This is a genomic window from uncultured Tenacibaculum sp. (genome assembly GCF_947498805.1).
In the GTDB taxonomy this organism is placed as follows: Bacteria; Bacteroidota; Bacteroidia; order Flavobacteriales; family Flavobacteriaceae; genus Polaribacter.
Genome location: NZ_CANMLT010000001.1, coordinates 278643 through 296286 on the forward strand (window position 1 = coordinate 278643; position 17644 = coordinate 296286).

A 17644-nucleotide genomic window follows, 5' to 3' on the forward strand; every position below is an offset into this window, starting at 1 on the left:
TTAATATTGATGCACAACTAATTAGACCTTCTTAATTTATTAACTCTAGATTTGTTCTCTATATGTTTATTTATTATCTCTTCTAATTGAGAACTAATTTCTACTAGATAGATAATTCTAAATGATATAACTTCTATAACACTTATGGTTTTTCCTTCAAAATTTTGAAATGAATAAATATCTTCGTAATCATAGCTATTAGGATACATCTTTATTAGTAAATCTAATATATCTGTTGATATTGTATTATATGTTATAATCATTTTTTCCATACTTTATATCCACACTCATATTAACTAATTATATTCTTTTATAACATATTTTGAATTAAACACTCTTAATAGTGCTTTATAATTCAAGTTAAAACTTACGGTATCACCAATATTTAAGTTACAATTATCACAACTTAAAACAAGGTGATCACTACTAGCTCCAATAATCATTAAATTTTTTATTGGAGAAATTCCGGACACCAAAACATCTTGCTCTCCTATTGCAACTATAATTCTTTTTGTTAATTTTTTTTTAATAAGCTTCATTTTTGATTCAATTACTTCAACTACCAATACAAAAGCATCTGTATAGAGATTAGATATTGAACTACACATAATGGGCTCAGTTCCTAAAAAAAATGACTCTCCAATCCTTAAATTGTTAATCCTTCCTATGTTTTTTGAAAATATAAACCAATAATAATTAGCAGAGTTTCCACCAGAAATAATTTCAAGATTTATATTAAATTTTATTTCTAATTTTGAAACTATTAATGATAGTTCATTCATTTTTTTTGTATTAGGAATCGCTCCATTAAAGCAAGCTAAATTTGTTCCTATGCCAATTAAAAACAACCCTTTCAGTTTAATTACTTTTTTAACAATTCTGTCAATATCAACAGGCATAATACCTTCCCTTAAGTCACCCATTTCTAACATTAAAATTACTTTATGGATTACATTATTTTTGATTGCAACTTTTGATAATTCCTTTAAAACTATAATTTCAGTATTTAAACTAATATCTACGTTTCTAATAACTTCATTAATTTCACTTCAAGCTGGCGACCTAAGAAGCATAAATTTTGCTTTTATACCAGATTCTTTCATTCTTTTTATGTTTGCAATTCTTGAATCTGCCAATATTTTAATCCCATTGTCAATCAAAACAGAAGCCAATACAGGGTCTCCACAAATAAGTTTGGTTACTCCGATAATTTCAAGCTTTTTAGAACCATACAACTTTTTTAAGCTACGTACATTATGTGAGATTTTTTTTAAACTGATATCTAATCTAGGAAACTTCAAACTAATTCTATTTCTTTTCTTAGTTTAGGAAATTTCTCATATAATGCTATTTCTAACTTATCACACCCATACTTTAAAACATCTGTAGTAGGAATATCATACTCTAATTCGTAATTATCTATAGTTCTTTTTAATTCTACATTAGTCATATATTCATGATTAATAGTAATAGCAATAACTTCTGAGGTGGAAAATATTTGTATCATTTCTATTTCTTTTTCTAATGATAGAATTGGAATATTGAGATAATCACTATATCTATTTCTATGCGGTGAATGCTGTAAAATTACTGCATCTGGCATAGCTCCTCTAAGAATTGCTGCGGATGATGTAAAAGCAGGATGTCCTAAAGCCCCTTGTCCTTCAACAATTATAATATCTGGTTTCTCCTTCTTATAAGCATTTAAAATTGCATTTTCAACTTCACCAGCTGCATAACCTGATGTTAATACGTCTACGGCTATTCCATATTTAGCACCTTGTAATAGTCCTGTTTGACCTGTAGCTACAAAAACAGCTTTAATTCCCTCTTTTTTTAAGGCATCTACCAAAAGTAAAGAGGTTGTTCTTTTACCTACAGCACAATCTGTGCCTTGTATTAGTACTACAGGGGTGTTAACATCTCTAATTTCTCCAGTAAAATTATGAAGTTTCTTTAATTTAGGTGGTTTTCTTACATCTTGTATGGTAACCCCATATTTAACTGCTATATCAGTATATAATGGGTTATCATTAAAATATTCTGGCAAACCATTTATTATATTCATTCCTCGTTTCATAGCTAAAAAAATCACCTCCCTTTGTTTTTTATTCAAAAAAGGTATAAGGGGAGCAATACCATAAATAAAATAGTTAGGCACATTATTTAAATTTTCTAAAGCATGATCTATACTTTTAAATATAGGAATCTCATTAATCTTATTATCAAGATATTCACCTGCGTCTAAGCCTTCTTTGGTGCTATCTATAATTCCTACTATATTATACTTGTCAGATTTACGAACCAAACCATTAGCAGTCTTTCCATCTATTTTACCAAACTCATTCTCACAATATACTAATGCATCAAGTTTCATTTTTTCTCTGTTTTAAATTTTGCTACTTACTTATTGTATAATTCCAACTCTTTTTCAAAATAGACTACCTCTTTACCAGTTTCTACAATTATGCAGTAATAAATTTTCCTTGCAAATATTCTTACAATTAATTCTTCTAAAGGCTTAACTTTAGCACATACAAAATCTCCTTTTTTAAATTTATTTCCCATATTTATATCTTTTATTTAAACTACAACACCTATAGATTTCATTTGCCATAATTTCTCAAATAATTAGAGAACATAAAGATATATAATGACCATCCTTAATAAGTTACATGTAGTTATATAATAGTTACATATATCACAGGTTTTCTAAATTTTTTCTTCTTTGTAACTGCATTTTTTTATAGAAAGAAGGCGAAACTCCAGTAATCTTTTTAAATTGATTAGACAAATGAGCAGTACTACTGTAATGAAGTTTATTTGCAATTTCTTTGATCTGTAATTCATTATATAATAAAAGCTCTTTGACTTTTTCTATTTTGTGGCTTATAATATATTGCTGAATAGTAATACCTTTTACTTCGGTAAATATATTAGCTAAATAGTTGTAATCATAACCTAATTCTTGACTTATATAACCAGAATAATTTATTTTAGGAATTTCTTCCGAATAATGAATCATATCAATAATTACGATTTTAATTTTTTCTATTAAAATACTTTTTTTATCATCTAATATTTCTAATCCATGTTTAAGCAGTATTTTCTTCAGTTGTGTTTTTTTATTTCTTGAAATTTCTTCATATAACTCAATTACACCAAGTTCTATTGTAAAATGAGCTAAATTCATTTTTTTTAACTCTTTTTTCACTAACACCTTACAACGCTCAGTTACCATATATTTTATGTATAATTTCATTAGTGATTCTTTAAATTAAAAATAAATTTGTTTTACGGTATATCTGATTGCTTATAAAATACCCGATATAAAAAATACCATACATGAATTTTTATTAAAGATAACTATAATAGCCATAGTTTAACACTAAGCTGTTGATTTTCAGTTGCAGTTTTGTTACAAACCTATTATAACACCTCTACACGCAAGTAAAACAGGAGTTTTGTCTCTATATAGTCCAATTTTAGTTTTTGTAAAATTGTTGCAGCATTGTTGATTTACCGTTACTACAACTGCAGCTCTTTTATTGAAGATAGTCAATAAACTATAGTTTTTTGTCATAATAAAAAAGCCCTACCTGTCATAGTAAGGCTTATAGTAATCATAACAAAATTAGATTTAAGGATTACATTCATAGAAGATATTCCTAAATCAAAATTTTATAATGATTTAATCTGTTCTAATTTGAATAACACAATATCTTCATCATCTAAATCATCGAAGTTTTCTGAATACGTAATTTCAAAAACTTTGTTTTTTAATGACGCTGATTTTAAATCAAACTTTTCAAAGATTTTAGTATTGATTTCATCAAAATCTATGATATCGTTATTTTCTAAATGAAATGTATATGTACCATTTATAAAACCAATAAAAGTACCTGTAATTGTAATGTTTTGTTTAGCGCTATAATAGTTCATAATTTTTGTTTTTTTGGTTAATAGTTACATGAATATTTCATCATGTAGCTTAAAGGTTTTAAATTCTAAATAATACCCATTAGGGTCTTTAACGAAAAATGAGTTATGTTCACCGCTTTTATCCTTAAAGAAAGTTCTTTTAATAATGGTGTCTATAGACCATCTATTAATTCTATCATAAACATCATCCCATTCATCATTGTTTAACACCACTCCAAAATGAAATGACGGCAATTCTTCTTTGTCTAAAAGATACATTGGACATTCAAATTTAAATTCTTCAATAGTAACAAAAGTTAATTGGCTACCAAATAAATTTACATCTACCCAATTTGAAGAGCTTCTTCCAATTGTTAAACCAAGGTCATTTTTATAGTAAGACACAGTGTCTTCTAAATTTATACAAGGCAAAGAAATGTGAAATGTTCCTTTCATATTTTGGTTTTAATCATCAATGATGTCCAAAGAGTTGTTCTCTTCATCTAGAAAATATCTTTCCATAGTCTTTACTAATTGAGAACTTATTTTTACTAAGTAAATAGTGTCATCAGTTCTAACTTCAACGGCTTTTACATAGCTTCCATCATTAGTATTAAATGAAATAATATCTTCATAATCATAACCGTCTGGAAACTTTTCAACTAATAAGTTTAATACTTTAGAGGTTAATTTTTCATAATCAACAATAACTCTTTTCATAATTTACATATTTAAAAGATAAGCGAATATTAAAGGAGCAACAATGGTTGCATCACTTTCGATAATAAACTTTGGGGTTTCAATATCTAGTTTACCCCAAGTTATTTTTTCATTAGGTACTGCTCCTGAATAAGAACCATAACTAGTCGTAGAGTCAGAAATTTGACAGAAGTAACTCCAAAAAGGAGTGTCTGTTCTTTCCATATCTTGGTATAGCATTGGAACTACACATATAGGAAAATCACCCGCAATTCCTCCTCCTATTTGAAAGAACCCAATACCATCAATAGAATTATCAGTATACCAATCAGCTAAAAAAGTCATATATTCAATTCCTGACTTCATAGTTGATGCTTTTAAGTCTCCTTTTAAAACATAAGAAGCAAAAATATTTCCCATTGTTGAGTCTTCCCACCCTGGGACAACCATAGGTAAATTTTTTTCGGCTGCGGCATACATCCAAGAATCTTCAATGTCAATCTCATAATATTCTTCCAGCACTCCTGATAGTAAGAGTTTGTACATAAATTCATGAGGAAAAAAGCGTTCTCCTTCGTTTTCAGCATCTTTCCAGATTTTATAAATATGTTTTTGAAGACGTCTAAAGGCTTCTTCTTCTGGGATGCAAGTATCTGTTACACGATTTAAACCTTTTAATAATAAATCCCATTCATCAGAAGGGGTTAAATTACGATAATTTGGTACTCGTTTATAATGAGAATGAGCTACTAAATTCATAATATCTTCCTCTAAGTTAGCTCCTGTACAAGAAATGATATGAACTTTTTCTTGTCGTATCATCTCAGAGAATATTTTACCTAATTCTGCTGTACTCATAGCTCCTGCTAATGATACCAACATTTTTGAGCCTTGTTCTAATTGGGCTTCATATCCTTTCGCTGCATCTACTAATGAAGCAGCATTAAAGTGTAGAAAATATTTTTCAATAAATTCTGATATAGGCTGTCTATTTATATTAATCATAGAATTTCGTTAATTAGGTTTTTGTCATTATTTAAACTCTTAAAGAGTTTCTTTTTCAATGTTCCTTTAGAACTTATTAGCATTTGACTCATTTTATCAATTGCAATCATGGATAAAGCAGATTGAATAAATCCATCAATTAAATCATCTATACCAATTCCTAATGTATTAAAGTCTTTGGTGTCCATTAGTAAAAGTCTACTAGTATCACTTTTCCAGTTTCCTTGAGTATCTTTATAAGATAAATTAGTACCCAAAATTTCCCAGCTATTTGTTATTGAATTTAACTCGTTTGTAAGAGGTTTCTCTGACCTTCTTGCATAAGTACAAACAGGTTTAAGTCCTTTAGAGGTAGAGCTTACCATCATTCTTATATCGCATACATAAGTCTCATTCTTTTTATTAGGAATAGTACCTACATGATATAACTTTTGATTTTTAAATGTGCTGCTCCAATTTGAATTACCTATTAAACTTTGAACAATAAACATGTCATAGGTGAATTCTGTTTCCATGAATTTATCTAAATCATCATCAGTAACAATAGTGTACACTCCTTGACCAGCGTTTGAATAAGGAACTTTAATTACGGCGTGACCACCCATTTGTTTAACCCATAGTGGAACTTCATTTTTTCGAACTTCCCAAATAGTATTAGGTATATTTATTTTAAGTCCAAACTCTTTAAGTTCGGTATTGAATACTTCGTATGCCTTGGCAGCAACTAACTTATTTCTACCTCCAGCTAGACAGCTTATAATTGGATTTACAATTTTTGTTTTAGATACAACTGGGATTCGATTCCAAGGTTTTTGTGTTAAGTACCTAAAACAAGCTCTTACTCTTAACCATTCATCATTAAAGTTTACATGCATAACATCGTTCTCAAACTTCACTTTAGATATGTTCTCATTGTTTTTAAAAGGAATTAGGTATACTTTTTCTTTAAAAATATCTGCAATAGCTGAAGCATAGCCAGAAGCTTCCATTTCGTTTTTATCATATACTACCGCAAGAATTCCTTTAACACGAACATTTTTAAGGTTGTTTTTAAAGGTGCTTTCTATTAGTTGATGATATGTTGTTTCTTCACTATATTCATGTAATAAAGGCATTGATTTTTGCCCAGAAGGGCAAGAGTTATTTTCAATAACAACCATTTGTCTTTTTCCAGAACTTGAGGTTACATTAACCAAATCTGCCCCTCCCCATAGAAAGTATTTGCTCTTATAGTTTAATAATTCTCTTAATTTATTTTTGTCTGCTTTAGGGTTTAAATGGCAGTAACGAGTAATTACTTGTTCTTGTGTCATCTTTAAAAAATGCTTTACTATTGGGTGAATAGTTGCATTAATAACCTTTTCATACCAATGGTTTTGGTACGAAAAGTTATTAGGTTCTATAATTGTTTCTCTTAACATTTAATCTTCTTCGTTGTTCTTAAATTTTGAAAGTTTACTAAATGGAGAAGTATCATCATTTTCTTCATCCACATACTCTTCGTCTTCATTTGAGAAGAACTTATAGCTAAGCATTTTGTAGTATAATTTTGCTGCTAAAAAATCAGGTGATTTATCATTAGAATTTGGGCATAATTCTACCAAGTCAAATCCTACTACGTTTTTTTGAGAAAACACTTTTTTAAGAAAATTTAAAGTCTCATACCAAAACAACCCACCTGGTTCAGGTGTTCCTGTACTTGGCATAATTGATGGGTCAAAAGCATCTAAATCAAATGTTATAAAAACATTGTCTGTTAATTGGTCAATAACATCATCCATCCAATATTCATTAGTTGCCATTTCATGTGCAAAGAATACTTTATCTCTATTCATTACTCTAGTTTCAGAGATATCCATACTGCGGATACCTACTTGAACCAAATTTGTATTTTGATTTGCTTCGTAAACTGCACAAGCATGATTACAAGTACTGCCTTCATATTCTTTTCTTAAATCGGCATGAGCATCAATATGCAAAACAGTTAAGTTATTATAGCATTCATTAAAAGCTCTAATCGTACCTATAGAAATAGAATGTTCACCTCCTAAAATGGTAACAAACTTATTTTTGTTAATGTATTTTTTAGTTACTGAATGAACAGCTTCAACCATACTCTCAGGAGAAGAATTTTCTGTAACAAAATCAGTTAAGTGAATTCCTTCTTTATATACTTCTGTGTTTGTTTCTATATCATATAGTTCCATGTTTTCAGAAGCTTCTAAAAAAGCATCTACACCTTTGTCAGCTCCTTTTTGCCATGTACTTGTACCATCATAAGGAACAGGTATCAATACTACTTTTGATGTTTCTAATTTTCCAAATTGTTCAGGAATACCTGCGTAAGTTCTATTCGTTTTCATATCCTAAAATTGAAAGTAATTCACTACTCTTTTGTTGTTCTTTAAATAATCTTGTTGTTATTTCCCAATTCTCATCTCTATCTATTAAAATATGTTTGGGATGCGGAATTAAACAATGCTGTAATCCTCCAAAACCTCCGATGGTTTCTTGGTAAGCTCCTGTATTAAAAAAACCTATATATAAAGGTTTATCTTTTTCATATACTGGTAAGTAAATTGCATTAATGTGTTGTTCAGAATTATAATAATCATCACTATCACAAGTCAATCCACCTAATAAAACTCTCTCGTAGTTTTCATTCCATTTATTAATAGGAAGCATTATAAATCGCTTGTTAATAGCCCAAGAATCAGGAAGTGTGGTAATGAAAGATGAATTAATCATATTCCATTTTTCTCGGTCATTCTGCTTTTTTTGATATAATACTTCATAAATCGCTCCTCCAGCTTCACCTACAGTAAACGTTCCAAATTCAGTAAAAATATCTGGTACATCTACTTGAGCTTCATTACAAGCTATTTTTATTTGATTGATTATTTCTTCAATCATGTATTCATAATCATAATCAAAAGCTAATGAATTTTTAATAGGAAAACCACCACCAATATTAAGACTGTTTAGTGTAGGACATATCTTTTTTAATTTGATATATACACTTATACATTTTAAGAGCTCATTCCAGTAGTAGGCATTGTCTTTAATACCTGTATTGATAAAGAAGTGAAGCATTTTAAGTTCAACCTGCGGGTTGTTGGCAATTTCTCTTTCATAAAAAGAAACAATGTTTTTATAGCCAATTCCTAACCTACTTGTATAAAATTCAAATTTAGGTTCTTCTTCTGATGCTATTCGAATCCCTACTTTAATCTTGCTCTTAGTTTCCTCTAAAATCAAATTAAGTTCTTCGTAATTATCTATTATAGGAATGCAATTTGTGTGTCCACTATCAATTAAACTTACGATGTTTGCTATGTATTGATCTCTTTTAAAACCGTTACATAAAACATAGGAGTCATTATCTAGTTTACCTTCTTTCTTTAAGGATTTTACAATATCAATATCAAAGGCAGATGATGTTTCAATATGTATATTGTTTTTAAGAGCTTCTTCTAAAACATACCTGAAATGTGAGCTTTTAGTACAGTAAGAATAATGATATTCTCCTTCATAGTTAAGCTTTGACATGGCTTTTTTAAACCAGCCTTTAGCTCTATTTATATTTTCTGAAATTTTAGGGAGGTATGTGAATTTTAATGGCGTACCATATTCTTCAACCAATTGCATCATATCTATATCATGGAACAATAGGTTGTTGTCTTTTGTTTGAAATTCCTCTTGTGGGAAATCAAAAGTTTGTTCTATTAAGTCTTTGTATTTAGTATTCATTTTATTTCAATAAAATTATAATTGAAAACCCAACAGTTATCTAATAACTAGGTTTATATAATCCTAATTGAAATAATAAACTAAACTCGTAATTCTAAGTATACTCCCCTTAATCTAAGGTTTTGTAATTGGTCTAATGATAATGAAGTAATCGTAATTTTTTCGTTGTGCTTCTGAAACACCTCACAACTTTTAGACTTCCATAAAAAGTTGGAAACGAAATAAGTAAAACTTAACATTTTGCCTATTCATAAGAATTCAAATGTAAACCTTTTTTTAATACAAAATGTATGTTGTACAAAATTAAAATTTATCCAAATAATTTGTTTATAGTGTCACTTTCTTCTTTTTGGTAAAAATCTTTAAGGTAGGCTTGCGTAGTTTCTAATCTTGTATGTCCAAGAAGTTTAGAAATCATTAATAAATTAACGTTACTTTTAACGGCATAATCAGTAAAGGAATGTTTCCCCATATGCATAGATAAGGGCTTGTTTATGCTGCATTTTTGGGCGATGATTTTCAATGATCTATTTAGGTTGTTACTTTTAATGTATATTTTGTATTCAATTTCTTCTTGAGTTTTGTTCTCAAAACCGTAAAGAGGAGGGAAGATAAAAGTTGAATTCTTACCCTGGTACTTTTCTAAAATTTCTTTTGATTTAGAATTCAATGGAATGGTTCTTCTGGATCCAACTCTGTCTCTTACTTTATTCATTGTATAAACAATGTTATCTCCAACAATATTTTCCCATTTTAATATACACATATCGGTAAAGCGCATTCCTGCAGTATAAAAACAAAACAGAAACATATCTCTAGCTTTAATCATTCCTTTATGTCTAGGGACAATTTCTAACTCAATTACCTTTTGAATTTCATCTAAAGTTAAAGATTGTTTGACTACATTTTCTTTTTCAATTTTATAACCTCGAGCGTTATTTTTTTTAATCACACCGGCTTTTACTGCTTGATTACATGTGGTAATAATGCATCTTAAATTTGATGCTATAGTATTTTTCTTATTTCCTCTTTTTAATAACCAATGTTCATAGTCCTTCATAAAGTTATGATCAATATCAGAGAAAGGAATATAATTGGAAAACAATTTCAACTTGTTATGATAGAGTTGTAGTGTTTTAGCCGATCTCGTTTTTCCTTTTAATCTGGTTTCGTCTATTACAGATTGAAAAAAGGATAAATAAGAACTAGAATCGTACTTTATGGTGTTTTTGTATATCTGTAGTAATCTTTTAGCAGACACTCCTTTGTTTTTGTAGTAAATTTTTTCAACCTTAATTTTTAAGTCATAAATAGTAGCATTAAGGTTTTCTTCTAGAGGGTGTCTTTTGATAATTTCCTTTTTCTTATCCCATTGATTTGCCAATACAGAGACTTTGGTGTCTATATATTGTGTATCATTTGCTGAAGTAAAAAATCTTAATCGAATGGCTTGGGTACCATTTTTCTTTTTATAGCTTCTGATTTGGAAGTTAAAATTCATCGAATTTTTATTGGTTCATTATTGGTTCATTTTTTTGATAAAAATAAACAAATATAAACTAATATGAAAAATAAAGCCCTCTAGTAAAATAGAGGGCTATAGTTGATTGTATTGAGTTTGTTGAGTTTACTCTTCCATAGAGTGGTAAACCGTATTTACATCATCATCTTCTTCTAAACGCTCTAATAATTTGTTTACTTCCTCTTTTTGTTCGTCAGAAAGGGCAGTAGTAGTGGTTGGAATACGTTCAAATTCAGAAGAAATAATTTCAATACTATTTTCTTCTAAATATTTCTGAATCGAACCAAACTGTTCAAATGGAGCATATAGCATTACGCTGTTATCTTCTTCATCCGTAAAAACCTCTTCTACTTCAAAATCGATCATCTCCATTTCAAACTCTTCCAAGTCCATTCCTAAGGTATCGTCTTTTACTTTAAAGTTTACTACGTGATCAAACATAAAAGCAACCGAACCAGAAGTTCCTAAGTTACCATTACACTTGTTAAAAGCAGCACGTACATTGGCAACCGTACGGTTGTTATTGTTGGTAGCGGTTTCTACTAAAACAGCAATACCATGTGGTGCATATCCTTCAAACAATACTTCTTTATAGTTGGCAGTATCTTTATCAGATGCTTTTTTAATTGCACGCGCAACATTATCCTTAGGCATGTTTGCTGCCTTCGCATTTTGGATAACAACACGTAAGCGAGAGTTGGTTTCTGGATTAGGACCTCCTTCTTTAACAGCCATTACAATGTCTTTACCAATTCTGGTAAATGTTTTAGCCATTGCAGACCAACGTTTCATTTTTCTTGCTTTCCTAAATTCAAATGCTCTTCCCATTTCTTATTATTTTGTTTCGCAATGGCAAATGTAACCAATGCAGTACTTATTTACAATTAAAATCTTTTCTTGAAAATTTGTTTACCATCGGCAGCTTTATAAGCTCTCCAGGTACCCGATTGCTTCCCGTTTTTAAACTGACCTTTTAATTTCAGTTTTCCGTTTGGATAATAGAATTTATAATCACCATCTGGAATTCCGTTGTCCAACTCAACTTCAAATTTAAGTTGTTTGTCTTCGTAATATTCTTGGTATTCTTTCGCGCTTAAATCAGAAGGATGAATGGCAGGAACCTTAAAAATAGTTTCGGCAGTTTCTACCACCACAGAATCTTTTTGAGGCGTGATTTTCTGATACAATTCTTCTTTTAACTCTTTTTCTTTTTGTGTTTGAACAGCCAATACTTCTGGAGACTGATAGGAAAGGGTAATATTACTTTTAAACTGATCTCCTTTCGAAATTAACTGCAATCCTGCTTGAGAAAAAGAAGTAAAGTATTTTTTGTTTTTAATGAGTTGTTGTTTGGTTTTACGATCTAATAAGCTTAGCACATCGTTATATGAATTGCCGGCTTCTGCATAAGCAAATACACTCGATTTACGTTCAAACTGATAGTTAAACTCTTCAAATTGTGTAGAAGAAGCCAAGGTATACCCAACCAAGTGACTGTTGATGATTTCTTTTAAAGAATTCGGACTGCTACTAAACACCACAAAATCATCAATGATAGTGAAGTAAGGTTTCTCCATTTTAGCAAAAGTATTTCCTGCCAACATCTTAAAGAATCCTTTTAAGTCAAAATAGTAAATCGGATATCCTTGATAGTTCAGTTGCTTGTATTTTAACGGCGTGTTTTCTTTGATTTTAGACAATACAAACTCTAAGTTTTCTTTCGCATCATCTATATCATCTGCTTTGATTACCGCAGCAATATCTTTTTTGTTTTTAGATAAATCAGAGTTAAAATGTAATAACCCAATTTCATCACCAATCCAACTGTATAAATGTTCTTCAACTTTAATATTCAATTGGTCTTCTATGTTTTTAAGCTGGGTAGTATAGCTGGTAAATGCCTTCGGATTTTCTTTCTGAAGCTCTTCAAAGTTTGCATGAAATTCTTCAAAGCTTTCAAAAGCAAAACTTAGGTATAAAGAGGTGTTTCTTGGAGCAATTTGCGCAATACTTCGCTTTCCTTTACCAGATTTCTGAATCGCTCTTAAAAAGGTCTCAGAAGTCGGATTCACATTGGTATATCCAACAGCTTGTACAATGCTTCCTTCAATAATAGAAATGTCCAATCCAGAATAAAACAAGGTAGCTTTGATGTTCTCAAAGTTTTTAAGATTGGCATTTGTTGTAAAGCATCCTAGGTATTTATCTAAATAAGCATATTGTACATATACATTGAAAAAACCATCGTTCTCTGTCGCTGTTTTAATCTCGGTAAAGTTGACATCTCTACCAATTACAGGTGCCATGTATTGTTCTATAGATTGTTCTACCAGTACATGTGTATACGAGGCTACCAATTGATTTTTGATAAAGGTGATGTAAAGTGTTTCTCTGGTTTTAGTGTTGTATAACTCGATAATTTCATGCTCCTGATGCATTCGTTGAGTCACTCTAAAATTATCACCTGCTAACTTTTGAATAGCACTCTTTAAAAAACGTAGTTTGGAAAACTTTTGAAGATCGGCAACATATAATAAACCGTATTTTTTAGGCTTGTAGACATGTACAGAGATGAGTAAATCGCGTTCACCAATAAAATCAATGACTTCTTTTTGATCCTGAAATGTTTTATCGAAGCTGTTGAGGTTTTCAGTAACCTCTTTAAAATAATTGTTGGTTTGAAAATGCTGCCAAATAGGGCTGGCACTTACTTCGTCCCAAGTATCAATTGGGCGTTCTGTTTCCACAATAAAAACAGCATCTTTAGGAATGAGATAAATCGGATTGATATTATCCTCATCGGCTAATGTAAAAATATATGCTTGGTATAAAATGAATCCTATAATCGCTATCAATACGCCCCATATAATTTTACTTTTCATGATATAAATTGATGTTTATTGGCAGTTGTTATTATAAAAATCTGCTATTTCTAAAAAGTTATCTCTTTTAAATTCTTTTGTATTTATTTTTTCAACCAACAGCGGACAGTCTTTAAAATATACTGTAGCTGCTTTATGAAATCGCTTTGCAGAAAGTCGGTCGAGCTCTAAATCGGTTAACTGAGTTTCTCCTTTTCTAGCAACATAAAAAAACTCAAAGCTTTCACCAAAGTTCATGTTTGAGTTTCCTGGCGAGTGACTTCCAGGCATATCTCGCGTAAAACTAAATACCGTAAGTTTTCCATCTCGAACAATTTCAAACAAATTCGGTTTTCTTTTTCTTTTGATAGTTCTGTATTGATAAGTCGTTTGACTAATGATGATCTTATCAACCGTTTCATAATTAAGTTTTACGGCTTTACTTTTTTCCGTTTCCTTAAACTTAATGCGATCTCCACTAATGAATTTGGCTTCGCCTGTTTTTTCGATACCATCTTTAAACACAATGGTAGCCTTTCTATAAGGATCTAAAAAATCAAATTGAGCACTTACAAACTGGGTAACCAGCAAGAAGGCTATCAATAAAAGGGTCTTTTTCATAGCAAGTGTATCTAAATATTTAAACCTGTAATACTCCTAAGTTAAACGGCTTTTCAATAGGAGCGTGGTTTGCTGCTTCAATACCTAAAGAAATCCATGTTCTGGTGTCTAACGGATTGATAATACCATCGGTCCATAATCTTGCCGCTGCATAGTATGGAGAAATTTGTTCGTCGTAGCGAGATTTAATTTTGTTAAACATCTCAGTCTCTTTCTCTTTAGTAATTTCTTCACCTCTTGCTTTTAAAGAAGCCATTTCTATTTGTAACAATACTTTAGCAGCAGAAGCACCACTCATTACAGCTAATTCAGCGCTTGGCCAAGCAGCAATTAAACGAGGGTCATAAGCTTTACCACACATGGCATAGTTACCAGCACCATAAGAATTACCAATAACAATGGTAAATTTAGGTACTACAGAGTTACTAACGGCATTTACCATTTTAGCCCCGTCTTTAATAATTCCACTATGTTCAGACTTACTTCCTACCATAAATCCAGTAACATCCTGTAAGAATACTAATGGAATTTTCTTTTGGTTACAGTTGGCAATAAAACGCGTTGCTTTGTCGGCAGAATCATTATAAATCACACCACCAAACTGCATTTCGCTCGGTTTTGTTTTAGCTCCTTTTGATTTTACAATCTTACGTTGGTTGGCTACAATACCTACAGCCCAACCATCAATACGCGCATATCCAGTGATAATGGTTTGTCCGTATCCAGCTTTATATTCATCAAATTCAGAATTATCTACCAAACGATGAATGATGTCCATCATATCATACTGCTCGTTACGAGCCTTTGGTAAAATTCCAAAGATTTCTTGTTCGTCTTCTTTTGGAGGAAATGCCTCTTTACGATTGTAACCTGCTTTGTCATAGTCACCAATCTTATCCATTAATTTTTTAATGGTATCTAACGCATCCTTATCATCTTTTGCTTTATAATCAGTTACTCCAGAAACCTCACAGTGTGTGGTAGCACCACCTAACGTTTCATTGTCAATACTTTCACCAATCGCAGCCTTTACTAAATAGCTTCCTGCTAAGAAAATACTTCCTGTTTTATCTACAATTAGTGCCTCATCACTCATAATAGGTAAGTAAGCACCTCCTGCAACACAACTTCCCATTACCGCAGAAATTTGTGTAATTCCCATACTACTCATCACAGCGTTATTTCTAAAAATACGTCCGAAATGCTCCTTGTCTGGGAAAATTTCATCCTGCATTGGTAAATACACTCCCGCAGAATCTACTAAGTAAATGATCGGTAATTTATTTTCGATGGCAATCTCTTGCGCACGTAAGTTCTTTTTTCCTGTAATTGGAAACCAAGCTCCAGCTTTTACAGTAGCATCATTTGCTACAACAATACATTGCTTTCCGCTTACATATCCAATTTTTACAACTACACCTCCAGAAGGACATCCTCCATGCTCTTTGTACATTCCTTCACCAGCAAATGCACCAATTTCAATAGACTTGGTATCCTTGTCTAATAAATATTCAATACGTTCTCTTGCCGTTAATTTTCCTTTAGCATGATGCTTATCAATACGCTTTTGTCCACCCCCTAATTTTACTTTTACTAGGCGTTGACGTAATTCTGATGCTAAAAGTTTATTGTGGTCTTCGTTTTTATTGAAGTTAAGATCCATGTGTATGTTGTTTGTTTTTGGTGTGCTAAAATAAGAAAATCGACAGAGATTCCAACTAGCTTATTGATACGATTTTATAATACTTTCTACTGTTTTTTCAATTGTTTCGTTGCGTTCTTGCCTCATCAAAACCTTTGGTTCGGCAGCACGTTCTTTACAGTCTGGTACACCACAAGTTTCGCAAGTAACACCAACCGTCTTTTTTTCAAAGGTATCCTCTTCAAAAAAAGTAAGCTTCTTTTTTAAATGAGGAGAGAGTAATAAACCAAGACTTACACTTCGATTTATGTGTTCTTTAAATGGATCTGAAGTAGCTGCTGAAAGCACTAAATATTCATTCTTAGAATTCTGATACGAGGAAATTTGAATGCCGTATGCAGACTTCTTTGAAGAAGATTGCTCTAACTCTTGAATGGTGTTGATAGAAATCCACCTTCTGCAATAATGTTCATTATTTCTATTAGCATGAGGCGTTTGTTGCTGTGTAATGTGCATTTCCTTAGTAAGTCGGAAATGTGGTGTGTTTTCTTTATGTGTAAAACGTAAAAAGAACAAGTTTTTTATATTGAAATGCTCTGGTAATATATTGGTAAGTCGCTGATAAAATGTTTCATCAGAACAATTATAACTCTTTATAATCTTATGTAACTGTAAAGGTTGCCAGGTGGTTAAACTAAAGAAATGACTCAGTTTTTTAATCAAGCTATCTTTCGGGATAATTAAAGCACCTGCAAAATAGGAAGCAATCATATTATTCAATACCTGATCAAAAGTATCAAATTTAATCCATGGGAAAGTAAAGAGTCGATCGCGAATATTTAAATAATTATAGGCAATCTCTTTCGCATAAATAAAGGTTTTCTGTGCTTCTGAAATGTTGTTATACACCAATAAAACCTTTTTATTTGGAATGTAGATGTTTCTTAACTCAGAAAGGTTTTGATGGTTTTGTAATTCTTCAAAATCTATGGTATATCCATATTCCTCTACAAGTATTTCTTCTAAATCTTTAGAAGTAATGGGTTTCTCTAAATTGATATGATAAGCCTTGGCAAAATCAATTACGTGCTCTTCAATACTTTCAAAATAATTATTGTGTGCTTCTTGGTACGAACGTAAAGAAGCCAAAAAGAAACTCTCTCTCGTAAGATTGTAGTTTTGCGAAATTTTAATAATGGTACTTATAAAGGCATTCACCTTTGCAGGTGCATTGGCAATAATATCAATTAAGTTGTTTTTCTTAATACCAAATAACTCTAAGGGAAGCTCTTTTAATACTCTAGACTGTAAAATCTCACCAATAGGAGCCAAGTTTTTATCTAGTTTTAACGAAACTAAATGATCATAGGGTACTTCTAATTTTTCTGAAAGCGTAACAATCTTATCGGTTTTCGGATACTTTTTTCCCTTCTCAATTTCATTTAAATAAGATTTAGAAAGTCCTGTGAGTTTAGATAACCCAAAGAGAGATAGTTCTTTACTGGTTCTTATTTGTTTCAGTTTTAGTCCAAATATGAGTCTGATATATTCTTCTTCCAAAGTATTTTTTTAAAAAATTCGCAATTCAAAGGTAAAAAAATTAGCGAATTAATAAAAATTAGT

General features: G+C 30.8%; 17 protein-coding genes and 1 pseudogene. All 18 read right to left on the reverse strand.

Annotated features, from left to right (window positions below; translation table 11 throughout):
* Positions 1-17: 17 nt before the first annotated feature.
* On the reverse strand, positions 18-263 hold the full coding sequence (locus Q0873_RS01380) for a hypothetical protein (protein WP_299103945.1): 246 nt from the start codon (positions 261-263) through the stop codon (positions 18-20).
* A gap of 33 nt (positions 264-296) precedes the next feature.
* Positions 297-1301, reverse strand: a pseudogene (locus Q0873_RS01385) (alanine/ornithine racemase family PLP-dependent enzyme).
* Positions 1298-2377, reverse strand: coding sequence for a DUF1611 domain-containing protein (locus tag Q0873_RS01395; protein ID WP_299103947.1), 1080 nt, complete (start codon positions 2375-2377; stop codon positions 1298-1300). Before Q0873_RS01395 ends, Q0873_RS01385 begins: the two are co-directional and overlap by 4 nt.
* A gap of 26 nt (positions 2378-2403) precedes the next feature.
* Positions 2404-2568, reverse strand: coding sequence for a hypothetical protein (locus Q0873_RS01400; protein ID WP_299103948.1), 165 nt, complete (start codon positions 2566-2568; stop codon positions 2404-2406).
* A gap of 133 nt (positions 2569-2701) precedes the next feature.
* Positions 2702-3262: an AraC family transcriptional regulator gene (locus tag Q0873_RS01405; RefSeq protein WP_299103949.1), complete on the reverse strand. Its 561-nt coding sequence runs from the start codon at positions 3260-3262 to the stop codon at positions 2702-2704.
* 419 nt (positions 3263-3681) lie between these two features.
* Positions 3682-3942 carry a hypothetical protein gene (locus Q0873_RS01410; protein WP_299103950.1) on the reverse strand — a complete coding sequence of 87 codons (261 nt, stop codon included), beginning with the start codon at positions 3940-3942 and terminating at the stop codon, positions 3682-3684.
* 24 nt (positions 3943-3966) lie between these two features.
* Positions 3967-4377, reverse strand: a complete 411-nt coding sequence (locus Q0873_RS01415; protein WP_299103951.1) for a VOC family protein — start codon at positions 4375-4377, stop codon at positions 3967-3969.
* A gap of 9 nt (positions 4378-4386) precedes the next feature.
* Positions 4387-4641: a hypothetical protein gene (locus Q0873_RS01420; protein ID WP_299103952.1), complete on the reverse strand. Its 255-nt coding sequence runs from the start codon at positions 4639-4641 to the stop codon at positions 4387-4389.
* A gap of 3 nt (positions 4642-4644) precedes the next feature.
* The gene (locus Q0873_RS01425; RefSeq protein WP_299103953.1) at positions 4645-5625 is read right to left on the reverse strand and encodes a deoxyhypusine synthase family protein; all 981 of its coding nucleotides are present in this window, start codon (positions 5623-5625) and stop codon (positions 4645-4647) included.
* The gene (locus Q0873_RS01430; RefSeq protein ID WP_299103954.1) at positions 5622-7046 is read right to left on the reverse strand and encodes a hypothetical protein; all 1425 of its coding nucleotides are present in this window, start codon (positions 7044-7046) and stop codon (positions 5622-5624) included. The genes Q0873_RS01425 and Q0873_RS01430 overlap by 4 nt, the downstream gene beginning before the upstream one ends.
* Positions 7047-7988, reverse strand: a complete 942-nt coding sequence (gene speB, locus Q0873_RS01435) for an agmatinase (protein ID WP_299103955.1) — start codon at positions 7986-7988, stop codon at positions 7047-7049.
* Positions 7975-9375, reverse strand: a complete 1401-nt coding sequence (locus Q0873_RS01440; protein WP_299103956.1) for an arginine decarboxylase — start codon at positions 9373-9375, stop codon at positions 7975-7977. The genes speB and Q0873_RS01440 overlap by 14 nt, the downstream gene beginning before the upstream one ends.
* A gap of 310 nt (positions 9376-9685) precedes the next feature.
* Entirely contained in the window at positions 9686-10876 is a 1191-nt protein-coding gene (locus tag Q0873_RS01445; protein ID WP_299103957.1) for a site-specific integrase, read from the reverse strand.
* Positions 10877-11002: 126 nt separating this feature from the next.
* Positions 11003-11725 carry a YebC/PmpR family DNA-binding transcriptional regulator gene (locus Q0873_RS01450; protein ID WP_299103958.1) on the reverse strand — a complete coding sequence of 241 codons (723 nt, stop codon included), beginning with the start codon at positions 11723-11725 and terminating at the stop codon, positions 11003-11005.
* Positions 11726-11781: 56 nt separating this feature from the next.
* On the reverse strand, positions 11782-13779 hold the full coding sequence (locus tag Q0873_RS01455) for a DUF3352 domain-containing protein (RefSeq protein WP_299103959.1): 1998 nt from the start codon (positions 13777-13779) through the stop codon (positions 11782-11784).
* A 15-nt stretch (positions 13780-13794) separates the two neighbouring features.
* Entirely contained in the window at positions 13795-14379 is a 585-nt protein-coding gene (locus Q0873_RS01460) for a hypothetical protein (RefSeq protein ID WP_299103960.1), read from the reverse strand.
* A 19-nt stretch (positions 14380-14398) separates the two neighbouring features.
* Positions 14399-16042 (reverse strand): carboxyl transferase domain-containing protein, encoded by a 1644-nt coding sequence (locus Q0873_RS01465; RefSeq protein ID WP_299103961.1) that lies wholly within the window; start codon positions 16040-16042, stop codon positions 14399-14401.
* A 60-nt stretch (positions 16043-16102) separates the two neighbouring features.
* Positions 16103-17581, reverse strand: coding sequence for a helix-turn-helix transcriptional regulator (locus tag Q0873_RS01470; protein ID WP_299103962.1), 1479 nt, complete (start codon positions 17579-17581; stop codon positions 16103-16105).
* Between the last annotated feature and the right edge of the window lie 63 nt (positions 17582-17644).